Origin of the sequence: Siphonobacter aquaeclarae (assembly GCF_900103285.1) — a bacterium.
Taxonomy (GTDB): domain Bacteria; phylum Bacteroidota; class Bacteroidia; order Cytophagales; family Spirosomataceae; genus Siphonobacter; species Siphonobacter aquaeclarae.
In genome coordinates, this window is the sequence record NZ_FNGS01000006.1 from 190830 (window position 1) to 208914 (window position 18085).

The 18085-nt window shown below is 55.3% G+C and carries 13 protein-coding genes; all 13 read left to right on the plus strand.

The window, feature by feature from the left end; translation table 11 throughout:
- Window positions 1-15 precede the first annotated feature (15 nt).
- The 13 genes from BLR09_RS16735 (at window position 16) to BLR09_RS16795 (ending at window position 17969) form a co-directional block, all read left to right on the plus strand.
- On the plus strand, window positions 16-3120 hold the full coding sequence (locus BLR09_RS16735; protein WP_093204744.1) for an efflux RND transporter permease subunit: 3105 nt from the start codon (window positions 16-18) through the stop codon (window positions 3118-3120).
- A 182-nt stretch (window positions 3121-3302) separates the two neighbouring features.
- A complete protein-coding gene (locus BLR09_RS16740; RefSeq protein WP_093204747.1) occupies window positions 3303-4514 on the plus strand; it encodes an NAD(P)/FAD-dependent oxidoreductase in 1212 nt (403 codons plus the stop codon).
- Window positions 4515-5261: 747 nt separating this feature from the next.
- Window positions 5262-6167, plus strand: a complete 906-nt coding sequence (locus BLR09_RS16745) for an RNA polymerase sigma factor (protein ID WP_093204749.1) — start codon at window positions 5262-5264, stop codon at window positions 6165-6167.
- Between the two features lie 18 nt (window positions 6168-6185).
- On the plus strand, window positions 6186-6911 hold the full coding sequence (locus BLR09_RS16750) for an anti-sigma factor family protein (RefSeq protein ID WP_093204752.1): 726 nt from the start codon (window positions 6186-6188) through the stop codon (window positions 6909-6911).
- A gap of 2 nt (window positions 6912-6913) precedes the next feature.
- Window positions 6914-8776: a caspase family protein gene (locus BLR09_RS16755; RefSeq protein WP_093204753.1), complete on the plus strand. Its 1863-nt coding sequence runs from the start codon at window positions 6914-6916 to the stop codon at window positions 8774-8776.
- Window positions 8777-8917: 141 nt separating this feature from the next.
- Window positions 8918-9508, plus strand: a complete 591-nt coding sequence (locus BLR09_RS16760) for an N-acyl amino acid synthase FeeM domain-containing protein (protein ID WP_143011126.1) — start codon at window positions 8918-8920, stop codon at window positions 9506-9508.
- A gap of 82 nt (window positions 9509-9590) precedes the next feature.
- A complete protein-coding gene (locus tag BLR09_RS16765) occupies window positions 9591-10250 on the plus strand; it encodes a methyltransferase family protein (RefSeq protein ID WP_093204758.1) in 660 nt (219 codons plus the stop codon).
- Window positions 10251-10771: 521 nt separating this feature from the next.
- Window positions 10772-12256: a caspase family protein gene (locus tag BLR09_RS16770; protein WP_143011127.1), complete on the plus strand. Its 1485-nt coding sequence runs from the start codon at window positions 10772-10774 to the stop codon at window positions 12254-12256.
- Between the two features lie 4 nt (window positions 12257-12260).
- Window positions 12261-12938, plus strand: coding sequence for a response regulator (locus tag BLR09_RS16775; RefSeq protein ID WP_093204763.1), 678 nt, complete (start codon window positions 12261-12263; stop codon window positions 12936-12938).
- Window positions 12935-14707, plus strand: coding sequence for a 7TM diverse intracellular signaling domain-containing protein (locus BLR09_RS16780; RefSeq protein WP_093204766.1), 1773 nt, complete (start codon window positions 12935-12937; stop codon window positions 14705-14707). The genes BLR09_RS16775 and BLR09_RS16780 overlap by 4 nt, the downstream gene beginning before the upstream one ends.
- Before the next feature lie 167 nt (window positions 14708-14874).
- Window positions 14875-16002, plus strand: coding sequence for a TlpA disulfide reductase family protein (locus BLR09_RS16785; RefSeq protein WP_176785582.1), 1128 nt, complete (start codon window positions 14875-14877; stop codon window positions 16000-16002).
- A 55-nt stretch (window positions 16003-16057) separates the two neighbouring features.
- Complete coding sequence (locus BLR09_RS16790) at window positions 16058-17203, plus strand: redoxin domain-containing protein (RefSeq protein WP_176785583.1); 1146 nt, start codon at window positions 16058-16060, stop codon at window positions 17201-17203.
- A gap of 130 nt (window positions 17204-17333) precedes the next feature.
- Window positions 17334-17969 (plus strand): WD40/YVTN/BNR-like repeat-containing protein, encoded by a 636-nt coding sequence (locus BLR09_RS16795; protein WP_143011128.1) that lies wholly within the window; start codon window positions 17334-17336, stop codon window positions 17967-17969.
- Window positions 17970-18085: the final 116 nt, after the last annotated feature.

Below are 18085 nucleotides of genomic sequence, written 5' to 3' on the forward strand. Positions count from 1 at the left end.
AAAACGCTCAGTGATATGTCCATCACCGAAATAGCCATCAAACGACCGCTGCTGGTGACAACCGTTTTTACGGTTCTCATCCTCTTCGGTCTGATCAGTTACCAGCAGTTGTCCTACAACCTGCTGCCCAAATTTGAAGCGAATGTGATCAGTGTGATGACCACGTACCGCGGCGCCGCGGCCGACGAAGTCGAAACCAACGTCACCAAGCGCATCGAAGACGCCGTGTCGGCGCTGGAAGGCCTCGACCGGATTACATCGACTTCCCAGGAAGGCGCGTCGATTGTCGTCATACAACTGAAAAACGACGCCAACGTTACCCAAGCCCAGCAGGACGCCCAGCGGAAGGTAGACCAGATTCTGCCGCTGCTGCCGGACGAGGCAGACCGCCCGGTGATCAACAAATTCTCGACCGACGAGCTGCCGGTACTCCGGATGGGGGTTACGGCCAACCTGTCGCCGACGCAGTTGTATGATCTGGTCGACGACAAGCTGAAGCCGCAATTATCGAACGTTGCCGGAGTAGGGCAGGTATCGGTCATCGGCGGTACCGAGCGGGAGATTCAGGTAAACCTGGATCCGTCCAAACTGCGGGCTTATGGCGTGTCGGTCGGGCAGGTGGCTCAGGCCATCAACGCCGCCAACGCCAGCTATCCGGCCGGGCAGATTGAAACGCAGGAATCGCAATTGTCGATCCGTTTCGATGCGACGGTACAGACGGTCAACAAGATCCGCGAACTCATCATCGCCCGGCGTACGAACGGCGGGGATGTGCAATTGAAGGATCTAGGGGAGGTAGTGGACGGTACCGCGAAAGTAACGGCCATCAACCACATCAACGCGCAGCCGTCGGTCGGGGTACAGATCCTCAAACAAAGCGACGCCAACGCGGTAGAGGTAAGCAAGCTGGTCCGCCAGCGGATTACGGTACTGGAAAAACAGTATGCGTCTTCCGGCTTGAAATTCAATATCGCTGCCGATCAGTCTACCTATACGCTGGCTTCTGCGAATGCGGTGGTCGACGACCTTTTCCTGGCGGTACTCATCGTATCGGTGGTGATGCTGCTGTTCCTGCATAGTTTCCGCTCCTCACTCTTTGTGCTGGTGGCGCTGCCGTCGTCGATGATTCCAACGTTTATGCTGATGTCGCTTTCCGGCTTCTCGCTGAACCTGATGACACTTATGGCGCTGTCGCTCGTGGTGGGGATTCTGGTCGATGACTCGATCGTTATCCTCGAAAACATCAACCGGCACATGGAAATGGGAAAAACCCGGCGGCAGGCGGCGCTCGACGGCCGGGAGGAAATCGGTTTTACCGCCCTTGCCATTACCCTGGTCGACGTTGTGGTATTCGTGCCGCTGGCGCTTACCGGCGGGCTGATCGGGAATATTCTGAGGGAATTCTCGCTCGTTGTCGTGTTCTCTACGCTGATGAGTTTGTTGGTATCCTTCACGCTGACGCCGCTGCTCGCATCACGCTTCGGTAAAGTAGAAATCCTGAAACCCGGAACACTGTGGGGTAATCTGAACCTGGGTTTTGAGCGCCTGCTCGACCGGATTACGGACTATTACGGACGCGTGCTGGCGAAGGCGCTCAGCCGCAAACGCTGGGTATTCCTGGCGGTTATTGTCCTGTTTTTCGGGTCAATAGCGCTGGTGCCGGGCGGATTTATCGGAGCGGCGTTTATGCCGCAGACCGATCAGGGCGAAATTACCATTCAGCTGGAATTGGCTCCGACGGCGTCGATCCGGCAAACGAACGAAATCACGCAGCGGGCAGAACGTATCCTGATGAATCATAAGGAAGTAACCAATGTCTTCTCGAATGTCGGATATACCGGGAATAACCTCACCAGCTCGTCGAATGCCAACATTGCCGACCTGAACGTAAAGCTGACAGATAAGAAGCTGCGCAGCATTTCGACGGAAGAATTCGGCATCATGGCCAAGAAGGAAATCGCGCAGATTCCGGGAGTGAAGGTAACCGTCAGCCCTGTCGGTATTGTCGGTACGTCCCAGGCGCCTATCCAGATCGCCGTGAAAGGAACCGATATGGAGTCGATTCGTCAGACGGCCGCAAAGGTAAAGCAGGTCGTGCAATCGGTACCGGGTACACAGGACGTCAAGTATTCCGTCAAGGACCCGAAACCGGAAGTAACCGTGAAGCTCGACCGTGAGAAGATGGCGCAGCTGGGTATCAACGCCAGCGACGTCGGTATGGCATTGCAGACGGCCTTCCGGGGCGATGACCGTTCCAAATTCAAGCAAAACGGGAACGAATACGATATTCTGATCAGCCTTGATCAGTTCAACCGCTCACGCCCGGAAGATGTCGCTCATTTGCTTTTCGTGAATAACCAGGGCCGCAGCTTCGAGCTTTCCCAGTTTGCGAAGATTGATGAGCAGATCGGGGAAAGCGTCCTGGAGCGGATCGACCGGTTGTCGTCCATTACGGTCAATTCACAGGTAGTCGGCCGGCCCGTCGGAACTGTCGGCTCGGATATTCAGGCCAAAATGGCAAATGAGAAATTGCCGGAAGGGGTGTCGATCCAGTACCTCGGTCAGTTGCAACAGCAGTCGGACGCCTTTGGCAGCCTCGGCCAGGCGCTGGTACTGGCGATTCTGCTGGTGTACTTCATCATGGTGGCGTTGTATGAAAGCGTGGTGTATCCCTTTGTGGTGCTCTTCTCGATTCCGGTCGCGCTGATCGGAGCGCTGCTTGCCCTGGCGTTGTCGATGGAGAGTCTGACGGTCTTTTCCATCGTCGGGATGATCATGCTCCTCGGTCTGGTGGCGAAAAACGCAATCCTGATCGTGGACTTTGCCAACCACCTCAAGGCGCAGGGTCACGATGTGATTCACGCGTTGGTGGAAGCGGGCAAGGAACGTCTCCGCCCGATTCTGATGACGACCCTGGCGATGATCTTCGGGATGTTGCCGATCGCGCTGGCATCCGGCGCGGGGGCTGAAACGAAAAACGGCATGGCCTGGGTGATTATCGGCGGGTTGACGAGCTCGCTGTTGCTGACGCTGCTGGTTGTGCCGTCGGTGTACCTGGTGGTTGACCGTATTCTGGCCCGTTTTCAGAAAAATAAAACGAAGGAACCGGAACTGGCGTAAGCGATCTGGGAAACGTATATGGGCTGCCTCACCTATGTGGGGCAGCCTTTTTTTCTGTGAAGTCTGTGTCGTCTGTGAGCCTTTTCTTTCTCACAGACGACACAGACTTCACAGAAAAAGCGTGGGTCTCTTGTGGTGCTGGTATACCCTTTTTTCTACCCAAAGAAAACCCTTCATCCACTATGGATCTTCGAAGTGAATTCCCCTATTGGTCAATCCGCAACGGCCTTTTGCATGCCTATCCTTCCCTGCAGCAGTCCGTCCGGACGGATGTCGCCGTCATCGGCGCAGGTATCACCGGGGCGCTGATCAGCTACCGCCTGATGGAAGCGGGCCTGTCGGTAGTCGTAACCGACCGGCGTCACGTCGGCATGGGAAGTACCAGCGCGAGTACGGCGCTCCTCCAGTACGAAATCGACACACACCTGACGCAGCTGGCGGAATGGTATGGGCTGTCGGCAGCGCGGGAGGCCTATTCGCTGTGCCTGGATGCGATTGATCGGGTGCATGATCTCTGCCGGGAGGTCGGTATCGGTCAGGATTTCAGGTATGCACCCAGCCTGTATTACGCCACGTTCCGGAAGGATCTGCCCGACCTGTACCGGGAGTACCAGGCCCGGCGCGCGGCCGGAATCGGGGTAGAGTGGATCGACGAGGCCCTTTTTCGCCGGCTGTACCCGTTTTCGGCGCCCGGCGCGATTCTGTCAGAGAAGGCGGCGGAAGTAGATCCCTACCGCCTGGCACATGCGTTGCTGGAGCGCGTCGCCGCGGCCGGAAACGGCGTGCACAATCAGACGGAAATCGTCCGGGTGACAGAAAAACGCAGCGGTGTGGAGCTGGAAACAGACGAAGGGCACTGTATTAGTGCCAAATACCTTGTGGTTGCGGCCGGCTATGAATCCGAACGGTGGCTGGGGAAACAGCCCGGGCGCCTTCATTCGAGCTATGCGCTTGTCAGCGAACCGACGGGCTTTCAGGAGCTCTGGAAAGACAATTGCCTGATGTGGGAGACGGCCCGGCCGTATTTATATTTCCGGACGACGGCCGACGGGCGGGTGATTGTCGGCGGGCGCGATGATACGTTTCAAAGTCCCGGTAAACGGGATCGCCGGGTTTTTGCCAAGAGCCGGCAACTCGAAGCAGACGTCCGGAAGCGTTTTCCCGAACTGCCGTTCCGGACGGATTTTTGCTGGGCCGGAACGTTTGCCGAAACGGAAGACGGATTGCCGTTTATAGGCCGGCATCCGGGGCATCCGCGTACCTGGTTTTCGATGGGGTTTGGCGGTAACGGTATCACGTTCAGTTCGGTTGCGGCAGATACCATTGTGCAGGAAATTGCCGGAGTAAAAAAGACCGTTCCGGCTATTTTTTCCTTTCACCGAAAAAGGAAATAAAAAAAATCCACCCTCAAATGAGCGTGGATTTTATCGTCCGGGTTAGCATCACAAGTCGTCTGGACCACCCAAAACAACTTATGACGTCCGCCAACGTTTGCTAACCCGACTTGAAAAGCGAACTTTCCAAGTGCTCTTTATACGTGGACCGGAATGAACCGTATGCACGCGTAAATAGCCTAGCAAGTATACTAAAAGTATTGATTTTTGTTACTGCCGGAGGATAATTTTTCAGATTATAGCCGAAAAAAGAAGACGAATTAACTGTGATTAAGCCTCTATTAGACTGATTTTTAGATAGAATATAATTTTGAATTGCTGTTTGTTAGGGTATCTTTGTTTAGTACCTGATTCGGTACCGTCACACAGGATTTCGGGGTAAGCCGGATAAGGATGGTCGATAATTTTTATTCGGTCTTTTATCAAAAGGCAATCCGTAAATCGGGAGTATTGCTTTTAACCGTTTGTCAGATTGGCGGGAGGGTTGATGAGGAATTTCATAGCGTTTGTTAAGTTTTCCGGAAGTGGAAAAGTCCGGTAAACCGGTATGAATCCGGAAGATTAAAAAGGAGGTACTCATTTTTCAGAACGGGACTACCTAATACCGGAAGCGTATGCAGCGAAGGGAGACTTCCCGTCTTTTTTTTTCAGCCTTACGATATACGCATGGGGGTTTTGTTATCTCTTTTTTTTTGACCAAACTCGTACCCGAAATGCCCGCATCTTAAAAGAAGTCCCTCTGAACCTATGTCTTTTATCCGTGATCATTCTCCGGACGAGAAGCTCTTCCGGTCATTGCTGAAAGGGCTGACTTTCCAGCGGATCCAGAACCCCGGAGGAAAGGCGCTCGTGTTTGCCGAATGGATTGACGCCCGCGTATTTGATTACTCCCGTATCAGCGAATTATCAGCCGATTACTCGTCTGTCTGGACGACGAAAGACGAGGATTTTTGCCGCCGCCAGCATGATCCCCCGCAATGGGTAGACTGGCTCCAGGCCCTGCACCACCGGTTTACGGAACGATTGCTGCTGCTGCTGAAGGAGAAGGCAGAATCCATTCAGGACCGCCTTCCGAAAGACGCCGATCTGTCCGCCCTGCTCACCGGTTTGCAGCAAAAGGACGCCGACGCGGTTTCGGTTTTTCTGGTACGGACAGACCGGGAATACAATCAGGCTGTCCGGCTTTTTATTCAGGAATACCACCGCAAATGCCTGGATCACGTACGCCGCAACAGCAGCCAGGATCCGGAGGCCGATGCGAAGGACCTGCTGACTATCCTCCTCGAAAAATTCCTGAAGCAAATCGGGGAAGGCAGGTATACCGGTCCCTCCAAAGCCAAACTCAGCGTGTATCTTCATCCTATTCTGGTCAATTCGTGGAACGATGAGTACCTGAGACGAAAAAAAAGGGAGTCGCAGCTTCCGGCCGGGCCTGCGTACGAATGGCCGGCGCCTGACAAAGCAGCCTATGTCAAAGCCGGGGTGGAACGGCTGAAAGAGCCCTGTCAGGGCATTATCCGGTCCCGGAATATAGAAGACCTGCCCTGGAAGGACGTTGCCCTGCGCTGCGACCTCACCGAAGGCTACGTAAAAACCAAACACAAGGAATGCCTGGAGGCCCTCCGGACCATCCTTGACAACCCGCGTTTCTGACGTGTAAAAGAATCAACCATGGATTTTGATCAGCGTGATATACTGGCCTACATCGACAAGACCCTGGCCGCGGAAGAGCGACGGGCCTTCGAAGAGCGCCTCCGGAACGACCCGGATCTCCGAAAGCGGTACGAAGATTACGTGCTCATGCAGGAAGGACTGGAACGACTGTCTTTTTCCGAACTCATTGACCAGACCAACCCCATTGCCGGAGACGAAGTCACAAAAGTTATCAAAATCCGGCTTCCATCCTGGAAACCGCTGGCCATGGCCGCTTCGGTTGCCGTTGTCGCGATTATCGGCTACCTGAGCTATTCAGGCTACCGGTCGTACGAGGAAACCGACGTCTTCAACCGCTACTACCAACCGGAGCGACCTGATTCGCGGGGGGCAGACGACTCACTCTGCGAGCATCTGTCACCCGATATCCGTGAATCCTATTACCGGAAAGACTATGAACAGACCATCCGGCTGCTGTCCAACGGCTCCAACGGCTCGTGTACGCACTACTACCGCGGGCTGGCTTACCTGGCGGTTGACCGGAAAGAAGAGGCCATCGCCGAACTCGAAGGGATACAGAAAGAGGAGGGGCAGCCGTTGAAAGAGCGGGCCGATTGGTACCTGGCCCTGACCTATCTCAGCGATCACCGCCGGAAGGATGCCGTTCGCCTGTTCCGGATGATTGCCGAAGACAAGGGCCATCCTTATCAGCTGTCCGCCCAGAAAATCATCGAATCGCTTTGAAAATGAGGTGGTTGTGGCTGTTGATAGCATGGAGTATGCCGATGCTGACCGCTTCGGCGCAGGGGAAAAAGGCCCTGCTGATCGCCATCAGCCACTACGCACCCGTGACAGGGGGCTGGGATTCGCTCAGCGCCGACGCCGACCGCCGCCTGATGCAGGCCGCCCTCCGGCGGCAGGGTTTTTCTCTTGTACTGACCTGCGAAAACCGGCAGGCTACCCGGCGGGGAATGGTTGCCGCCCTGCAGCAATTGCACGATAACCTTGCTCCGGGAGACCATGTCGTGGTTCATTATTCGGGGCATGGCTGTCAGTTGCCGGATGACAACGGGGATGAAAAGGAGGACGATCTCGACGAATGCCTGGTACCGTATGACGCGCCGCGCAGGTTTCCGGCGACGTACCGCGGCGAACTTCATTTGCGGGACGACGAGCTTGGGCGCTGGCTCGACCGGCTTCGCGCACGGGTAGGGCCGGGCGGTCATGTGCTGTTACTGCTGGATTCCTGCCATTCCGGCGCCGCGTCGCGTGGTGACAATGCCGTCCGGGGTGAGTCGGCCTATACACCTGTCCGGGAGGAGGGTTCGGCCTTTTTCGAACCGGTTATGCCTCCCGCGGGGCGCTCGGGGTCAGGTCGCCTGATCTTCATCAGCGGCGCCCGGTCAACAGAAGCGAATACAGAGATGTTTGATGACGACGGCCGCCGAGTCGGGTCGCTCACTTATGCCTGGTGCAAAGCGCTGCTGCGGGCTGCGAAGGGCACGTCATACCGCCGTCTTTTCGATGAGATCTGTACGATTGTGGCGGAAAAGGCCCCCGGCCAAACCCCGCAGCTGGAGGGAGAGGGGCAGCTTGAGCTCTTTGCCGGTACCGCCGTCTGGGCGGAGCCGGCGTTTTCCGTCGAAGGGCTGACAGGCACCGCCCGCCGGACGCTCCGCATAGCCGGCGGCAAGCTGGCGGGCTTGCTGGAAGGTACGGTAATGCGTTTTTACCGGAAAGCAGGTACGCGCGGGGAGGCCGTCGCAACGGGAACTATCGTTGCCGCTTCGTTGCTGGGGGCAGAAGTACAGCTCGACCGGCCGATCGACCAGCCCGGATCCCTGGAAGCGATTGAACAAAAACGGGTATATAGAAATCGGAAGGTTCCGGTACGCATTGAAGGCGATACCGGACTTGCGCCGCTGATCCGTTCCGTTGCGGAGGTAAATTCGGAAAAGCCGGCAGCGCTGGTTCTCCGCCACCGCGGCGATTCGGTAGAGCTGATCCGGGCGCAGACAGGTGTTCTTTTCCGCCGGGTGGCAGGGGAGGCGGCGGTACTGACGGCCCTGTCGGACTATGCGCAGGCGAGTATTCTCCGGGACATTGAGTTGCTGAACAGTCCGTTTCAGGCGGAGATGAGGGTATTCGCAGCGCGGCTCCGGCACGGCGGTACCTGGACGATTGCAGATACGCTCAACGGCGGTATTCCCGCGCTCAGTACGCGGCACCAGGGTTGGCTGATCATCCGGAACACGGGAAACACACCTTTTTACTTCAACCTCGTCGATGTGGAGCCGGGGGGAAAGACAGCGGTACTCCTCCCGCAGGCGTCACGCCCGCCGGAGGTACTGCGTCTCGAAGCGGGAAAATCCCTCGAATTACCCATCGAACGGGTACGCCCGCCGCTGGGTATGGAGGTATACCGCCTGCTGATGAGCGACCAGCCGTTTGATGTGCGGCCGGCCGTTGCGTCGCGCGGGGTGGCGGGCGACGATCAGCCTTTTTCCTTTTTGTTCCGAAAGGACCGCTCGCCGGATATTCCCGAAAAACTGGGAACCGCTGTGATGGCTTTTTCAATAAGCGATTGGGAATTTTTCGAAAAAAAATAGAAAATTTTTTTACTCTGATTTTCAAGCTATTATGTAGAAAAAGGTGGCTTTTTGCCGACTATTCTTCGGTTTCGAACAAAATCAATCTTACGTTTTTTCTCTGGCAGTCGATGCACCCATGTACCAAATCAAACAATGGTCATGGAATTCAGGGTATCGATTGCCAGCGAGCGGCAACGGGTCGAAGCGGCCGCGCTGGTAGATGAATGTTATTGGTCGGCCTATGGCATCCGGCCTTCCGAATTATTCCGGGGAGAGCTTCCTCCCTTCCGTCACGAGGTGCTCGTGGCGACCCGCCCGGATGGCGGCGTACTGGGCACCGCCACGCTCAGCTGGCCTTCGGCAGAAGGACTTTTTCCCGGCGAATACCTTTTTCACGGAGATTTTCATAAGCCCGGTTTGCCGTTCGACTGGCCGCATATGGTCGAATACGGGAAGCTGGCGATTCATCCGGAGGCACCGCGGGAAGTGTTTAAGGAATTGCAGCGGGGTTTTGTGCGCTTCGGACGTACCTGCGGCATTACCGGGTTCGTGGCTGTCGTCCGGACCGAGCTTGGCGAACGCCTCCGGCAATGCTTCGCCTATCAGACCATCGCGACGGAACTGTACGATACCGGTCCGATTGAGGAACGGATGCTCCGGAAATTATCGACGTATATAGACAAGGGTAACCTTCAGTTTATCGCTTCTTCGCTCGACGCCGTCGCGGAGGGCCTGTCTGTCAACGACTAATCACCTTTCCTTTTTCTGTTTTCTCCGCTGCCGGTCTCCCGGCCGCACAGGAAAACTATTGACTTTTCAAACCTGCACTCACATGAAAGCGCTCAAAGAAATTGCTACCACGTTTGTCATCCTGTTTTTTTTTTACGCAGTACCCAACATCCTTCCCGTAAACGCCGGCCACGCCGCCAATGAGTACCTGCCGGTTGCCGTGCTTGCGGTGGGTTTTCTGCTGCTCTTTTTCTTCCAGCCGGCGGTTAAAATGGCGGATTTTGTGGCGCATGCCGACGACCGCTACTCCATGGCGGCGATTCTCCTGGCCGGGGCGGCGGGGCAATGGCTCATCCAGTGGGAATGGATAACGTCGGGTCGTCCGGGAATAAACCCGGAAAGCGGACAGATGTGGGCGGGGCTCTGTTTGATGATCGGGGGGCTGGTGATCCGGGCGGTTGTTTTCCGGAAGCTGTGGCGGCGGTTTACGACAGCGGTCCGGTCGGTCGACGACAAACGCCTCATCACCGACGGGCCCTACCGCCTGGTCCGTCACCCGGCCTATGCCGGCGCGATTCTGTACACAATCGGAACGGGCGTGTTTCTGGGAGGTACCTGGTCGGCGGTCATTGTCGGTATCCTCACGATCGCCGTTTATGATTACCGCATCCGGGTGGAGGAGCAATTTCTCCTGCGGCAGTTTCCGGGAACGTATGCTGCCTACCGGAAACGGACGGCCCGGGTATTTCCCTGTATTTGGTAAGCACCCCGTAAACAGGGGGTTGTGACGGGAAAGGCAGCTGCCGACTTTTGCTTCCTCCAAAAGCAATTCCGGGGAACGGGCCGCAATGGCGGTTGCGATCCGGGTATCCGGCTTCCTTCAATCTTTGTTCCGGGGACGAATCGCCATTCGTTCCCTTTTTTATGACCGGAATCATACCCCCGAGAAAGAGGGGTTTCGACCGGTTGTGAATTTTCCGAAGTTTGTCCGGTTCCATTCCGGCAGAGGAGGCTCCGCTTGTCGAAATAAAAAAAAGATAACAAAAGGTGATAACCTATGCAGACGACAGGCGATACTCAAACAGCGGATAATCAGCATACAAACAGAAGAAACAGGACACTTTCGAAGGCGACCCCTACAAATGGGGGTTTGAGGTATGGGGGGTAAATCCTCAATTTTGAGGCGACGATGACGCGAAATGCCCGCCGTCAACGAAAGACCCGGCTCTTCTGACAACTACCTGCGGAAGCCCCTTTGCCGGAAATGAACCCACCTTGAAAAGCGTGTCTTATCCAACCCAGAAGCCCACCGAAGCCGGCCTGCCAACGGGCAGGTCTGCTTCGGGTACGATTTATCAGATTGTTCACCTCTGCGACATGACGCAAACGGGTACAGGGTCGGTCCGCCAGACCGGAAAGACAACGAAAACAGCGGCCGGTACCGACGCAGTACCCCGCAGCCACCGCCTGGCAAGGGTAGCCGGGCGGGTTATCCTGTGGTTGCTGGCAGCAGGATTTCCGGCACAGGCCGGGGCGCAGGCGCTAGGGTGGGAAGAACTGTTCGCCATTGCCCGCAGTACACCGGGAACGCAGCGCGACAGCGTCCTGGGGCAGCTTGAGTTCTCGTTCAGCCGGGTATTCCGGCAGACGGGCAACGGGCAGGGATGCCGGGAATTTTCCCGTACCCTGAAGACAAAAGATACAGAGTGGGACGAAGTAGTGACGTATTGCCTGGGATCGGAGGAAGTTAAAATCCTCGTCGAAAACCCCACGCGTGTGATGGCGCTCAAACAGGCCCTGAAATCCGTCGAACTGTTTACGGAAGAAGTGCAGTCGGGCGGGTCAATGACGGGCGTACTGAAATCCGTCTTCCGCCGGGGAAAAACGACGATTGAAATTTCCAGCCGGGTAATCGGCAATTCCCCGAAGCACTTTATCGTCATTTCCGGGTATGCGGATCTGCCTCCGAAACCGAAACCCCGGACGGTTGACGCGCCGGGTACCGATATAGCGGAGTCGGACGAGGGGGAAGGCCGGAATCATGCGCTCGTGATTGGCATCGACCGCTACCGGCCGGACCAGGGCCTCGACCCGCTCCGGAATGCCGTCAAAGATGCAGAAAGGCTCCGTACCGTACTCGCGCGCCGGTACCTGTTTCCGGACGAACGGATTACGTTTCTGGTCAATCCCGACCGCCGGTCGCTCGTCAATGCCTTTGTTGAGCTGCGGAAGCATATACGTGAATCGGATAACCTGCTGGTATTTTACGCAGGACATGGGTATTGGGACGAAGACAGCCACGAAGGATACTGGCTGCCGAGTAATGCAGAGAAGAAATCGCCGGCTGACTGGATCAGCAACAGCGACATCATCAGCCTGCTGAAGCCGATCAAGTGCAAGCATCTGCTGGTACTTGCCGACGCCTGTTTCAGCGGCACGCTGATTCAGAAGCACCGGGGGGTAGAGGCAGAGCCAGCGGGCGACCAGCTCATGGCTCTGTACCGGAATACCCGGAGCCGGCACGCGCTGACGTCGGGCGCGAAGGAAAAAGTACCGGACCGGAGTCCGTTTGCCGACAGGCTCATCCGCACCCTGGAGACCTGGCAGGGCGACTACCTCCGTGCCAGGAATTTGTTTATTGAAATTGCCAAAGGCCTGGAAAATAATCCGGAAGCCGCTGGCTGGGCGCCTCAGCCTCAGTACGGTATCATCCAGAACGTGGGTGACGACGGAAAGGGAGGGGATTTTATCTTTATTCGTAAAAAATAGTTGCATGATCCACCCATCCTCACCTCTGAAAATCCTGATTGTTGAAGATCAGCAGCTGATAGCGGAGTCGTTTACGCGGCTGCTGTCGGATAGCGAAAGTTTCGAAATTGTCGGGATCTGTTCCAACAAAATCGAAGCCATGCGTGCGCTTCAGCTGTACAAGCTGGACGTGGTACTGCTTGATCTCAGCCTCCCCGAATACGGGCGGGATCAGCCGGGGGCTGACCGGGGCTTTGCCATTCTTTCGCACATACGGGACCAGCGGATAGCCGTCCGCACGATTGTCCTGTCGAATTTCAACGACTATCAGCTCATCCGGAAAGCCATGAGCCTCGGTGCGAACGGGTACCTGCTTAAAAGTACATCGTCGATCGAGCTGATGAAAGCGATCCGGAAAGTAGGCGGCGGCGAGCAGTACCTCCAGCCCGAAGTCCGGGATATCCTCCAGCAGAAAGACCCGAATTACCTCACGCAGGTGTCGCTCGAGGCCGTCCAGCTGACCAGCCGGGAGACACAGATTCTCGGCCTGATTGCCCGTGGGTTTACCGATCAGGAAATAGCCGATCAGATCGGCCTCAAGAAATTTACGGTGAACGAGTTCCGTTCCATCCTCCTCCGTAAATTCGAGGCCAAGAACGCGGCGGAGCTGGTCAACAAGGCCCACGAACAAAAGCTTTTATGAGGATATTCACCGGCACGCTTGTGCTGCTACTCTGGTGCTTTCACCTGGCTTCGGGCCAGGATACCCTGCACATACGTCCCGGTTTCGGATCTTCCGAGCTGTATCCCTATACGCTTTTCCGCACCGGCGGGGTACCCTGGCAGCAGATGACGCGCGGGGCGTTCGACGAAAGCGGCAAGCCGAAGTGGTTTCGCTCCCGGTTGCAAAACACCGGGACGACGCCGATGCAGCTCATGGTGATCTGCAAGGCCGTGGATACCCTGAGCGGCTCAATTGCCTTTTCCGGCGGACAGGTACGTCCGCTTGTGCTCACCGGTACGCACCGGCCGGTGCGGCTGCGCGAGTACCCGTCCAACTACCTGACATATTCCTTTCTGTTGCCGCCCGGTCAGACAGCCACGCTGTCGCTCCGGGCGGTGACTGATAACTACCGCTTTACCCTGGCGCCATATGCTGTTTTTGAGCGGGTAGCGGGAATTAAGTACCTGTACGATCAGCAGTTATACCAGGGACTGTACGTCGGCGGGATGTTTCTTATCGTGCTGTTCGGGGTAGCGATGATGGCGCTGTTCCGGGAAAAACTGTACGTATTCTACGCTTCGTGCGTGATCTGGTCCCTGGCGCTGATGCTCGTCCAGAATGAGTATTACTATTATGTGTTCGACTGGATTCCGAAGTTTTTCATTTCGAAAGACGTTTACGGCGTCATCGTCACAGCCATCTCCATCAGTTACTTTTTCTTCACGACGGAATTTCTAAACACCCGGCCTAAGGACGACCGGATACTCCTTTGGATCGGAAAAATCAGCTCCGGCGTACTGGCGGTGCTGCTCGTCGCCTGTCTGCTCCTGGACTACCGCCTGTTTGCCGTGCGGGGTGTGTTTTATCCGTTTTTATCGTCGCTCTACGTCATCATTATCTGGTTGTGGGTGAAAAGCGTGCGGCGTGGCTACAAGCCGTCGTACCTGTTTGCCGTAGCCTCGATACCCGTGATCACGGTGGGTCTGCTGGAGACCATGCTGGACCTCCACCACATTCCGGTGGCTGTGATCTACAACACCTATTACCTCGTGACCCTGTGGGAGATGTTTTTGCTGACGATGAGCATTGCCTACCGTTTTTACCGCGAACGCGAAGCGGCAGCTATTGTCCGGCAGCAACAGTATGAAGCGGAAATCCGCGCGCGGGACGAAGAGCGCGAGCGCATCGCCCGTGATCTCCATGACAAAATGGGTGCGCTGCTTTCAGCGGCGAAGATCAATGTGGGGCTGATCGGCCGATCGCCCGACAGCCAGCTTGTCGAACAAACCGAACAAATGCTGTTGCTTGCCGTGGAGGAAACCCGCAACGCGGCGCATAACCTGTATCCCGCCAATTTGCTGCAACTGGGCCTGGTCCCGACCATCCGGGATCTTTACGGGCGTGTACAGGCGCCGAAATTCACCGTCGACGCAATAGGTATGGATGACGAGCGCCTCGAACGGCCGGTCGAAGTAGCGCTCTACAGCATCATCCAGGAGGCAGTGCAGAACATCTTCAAGCACGCCGAAGCCCGGGAAGTCACTATCCAGCTCATCCGGGAAAAGAAAAACCTGACCCTGCTCATTGAAGACAACGGGCGCGGGTTTGTACCGTCCTTCACCCGCGGACGGGGTATGGGCCTGGAAAACATGGCCCGGCGCGTGGAAATCCTCAAAGGCCAGCTCGAAGTGGATTCAATGCCGGGCCGGGGGACGATTATTCTGGTGCGGATCAAGGGAGGGAAGTAGGGCAGGTGGCGCGATAAAGTCCGGGTAGCTGCCGGGCGTATTTTCCAGCGTATACCGGAATTCCCGGCATGTTAAACTTTCGTAAAAAAACGAACAGTTATACTCAACGGTGCTTTCTGTTTTCGGGAGAATACGTAGTTTGCCGGCTCAAAACCAACCCATGCATCATGCGTCTTTTCTTCTGTTTGTTTCTGACCGTTTTTGCGGCCTCGGCTCAGCGTTTTGAGCTTACGGGTCGTGCTGAATCACTGCGCGAAGGTTCGTTTGTCTACCTGGCATACCAGACGAAAGGAGCGATCCGGGTCGACTCAACGCCAGTCCGCCAGGGTAAATTTACTTTCAAAGGAAAGCTGGAATATCCTACTCTGGGCGTCTTGCTGGCGAGAAATCCGGCTGCGTTTAAAAACGGAGATGACGGGTATTCGTTCTACCTCGAATCGCGTTCGTTTGCCGTCCAATCGCCGGATTCGCTCTCGAATCTGACTACAAAGGGATCGCCGTTGAACGATGAAAACCTCGAACTGAGCCGAACCCTTCAATCCTACCAGAATCAACTTGAAAAACTGGATCAGGAATTCCGGAGTGTACCAGTAAAGCAGCGCGGAGATACCGCCGTTCTACACCGGTTCCAGGAAAAGGAAAATGCGATCCGAAAGGAGGGCAAGGCGGTTTATGTGGTCTTTGCCGAGCAGTATCCGAAGTCGTTTATATCCATCATCAGCCTGGAAAATGTCGTGAAAGATCTGGACGACGAACCCGAACTCCGCGACCGTGCGAAAGCAGCGTTTCAGCGGATATTGCTCGACTGGCGGGAGACGCCCCAGGGGTATAATCTGGAGCGGCAACTCAATGACCCTCAGAAAGATAAACTCGGAAAACAGGCGATTGATTTCCGGCAGCGGGGGCATGACGGGCGCCGGGTAAGCCTTTCAGATTTCAAGGGAAAAGTGGTACTGCTGGATTTCTGGGCCAGCTGGTGCAAGCCCTGCCGTGCCGAAAATCCATACCTGGTTTCGGTGTACGAAGCGTATAAAGACAAGGGGTTTACCATTCTCAGTGTATCGCTCGACGTTGAAAAATATGCGTGGACGAAAGCCATTGAAACCGACGGATTAACCTGGACGCATGTATCAGACCTGAAAGGGTGGCAAAATGAAGTAGCCCAAACCTATGGCATCCGGTCTGTTCCGGCTAATTTCCTGATTGATGAAAATGGCAAAGTCATCGCCAGCGGTCTGCGGGGGCAATTGCTGGATCAGAAATTGCGGAAGCTTTTCGAGGAAAAACGCCGGTAGCGGTTATTTCTGGTACAGGCTTCCCTTGCATTTCCGAAACAAGACATCCAACCCCATGCATAAACACAATACCGTCTTTTACCTGACTGTTTTCCTGTTCTTTCTGACCTGTTTTACGACCGCTGCGCAGCAGTATGACCTGACGGTTCAAACGCCTGCATTGAAAGACGGAACGACGTTGTACCTCTCGTATTCTTCGAATGGCTGGAACTATGCAGACTCTGCGAAAGTCATGCAGGGTGTAAGCCGATTCACCGGAAGAATTTTCTTTCCGGGAGAGGCCATGCTGTCGCGGATTCCCCGGGATTTGTTCCGGGGAGAAGACGCTTTTTCTTTTTACCTCGAACCGGGGGTAACGACGGTATCTTCGCCTGATGTGCTTCGGCATATGCGGATCTCGGGGTCGCCTCTCAACGACGAGGATGCCGAACTGAATAAAAAAATAGCCGAAATCCGCCGGAAGCGCGGCCAGGTCAGCCGGGATTATGCCACGCTTCCCCCTCACATGCGTACCAACAAACAAGCCATTGAAAAGCTGGCTAACCGGGAAAATGCGCTGATCAAAGAGGAGCGGGATTTGCGGATTACCTTTGCGGAGCAACACCCCGCGTCGTTTTTATCGATCGTGCAGCTTGAAAAAATAGCCCGCACAGCACCGTGGGATTCAACGCTTGGAAGCCAGGTGATGACGGCTTATGCGAAGCTCGACCGGCGCTGGAAAAGGAGTGCTCTGTCGGGTAGTATCGGGCGCTGGGCGAAGGATCCGGTCCGGTTATTCCATGGAAAAGAAGCGCCTGATTTTGAGCTCCCTGATGCCGGTGGCAAACCGGTGCGATTGTCCGATTTCCGAGGAAAAAAAGTACTTCTCGATTTCTGTGCCGGCTGGTGCGAACCATGCCGCGACGAAGCGCTGTATAAAAAAGCGGCCTACGAGAAATACAAGGACAAAGGATTCACCATTCTGAGTGTCTCGCTGGATGAAAACCGGAGTATCTGGTTGCAATCGATTGAGGGATTGCCGTGGACAACGGTATCCGACCTGAAAGGCTGGAAAGGTCCCGTGGCACGGCTCTACGAAATACACCTCATGCCCGTGTGTCTGCTGTTGGACGAGAACGGAAAAGTAATTGGCGGCGGCATGCGCGGGGAAGAATTGGAACTGAAACTGGCGGAGGTTTTCACCTCAACGAAGCAGAAGTAAAGCGGAATAGTTTATTTTAGAAACCGTTATCCAACCGTGTTCAGAAATGAAAAAATACCTTTTCCCTGTTTTGCTCCTTCTGTGTTTCACAGCCTGTAAAAATCGCCGCGATGAGGCCAAACCCCGCACAATGCCTCCGAGAGAAACGGCCGACTGGATCATCCTTACTTCTCCGGAACCGGGAGATATCTGGGGTGTTTACGGGAATATTGACAGTACGCTGCTGATCACGACCGGATTTTCTATTTTCCGGACAACAGATGGCGGGAAGAGCTGGGAAAAAAGTAATTACAAAGAAGGGCTTGGGATATTCGGCTTTGCAATGAACCAGGATACATTACTGGCATTAGCGGGACGATCGAGCGGTTCGGTGAACAGGAGTCCTTACGCGACCACCCCGCAATTCATGAGTATGGATGGAGGTAAAATATGGACGAGAAATACGTCTTTCTTTTGGAATCATGATAGGGTTGCTCCGTTGGACTTGTTAACTGCTCCGAATGGCGTGCAGTACCAGATTGACGAGGTCCTGACACCTATCTGCCCGAATTGCACGAATAATTACGTGGAAACGCCCGGTTTCCGCACCTCCGATGGCCGCCGTGTTGCACTACCCCAGATGCACCAGCTTCAGAGTCTCTATTTTGATTCGGGGCAGCGTTTATACCTCAGCGGCTCGGCGGCTACCTGCGGTGGAATTAAGAACTTCCATTTCTGCGATGGCGCGTATGGCGTCGTGTATGTTTCGAAAAAGCCGTTGCCGTAAATAGAGGACTGTCGTTTTTCGGCGAAAAGAGATCGCTTTTGTTCTAAGAGATAAGAGCCGCAAAGACTTTTCTTTGCGGCTCTTATCTTTTCTTTCCTATTCAACGCAGGGAAATA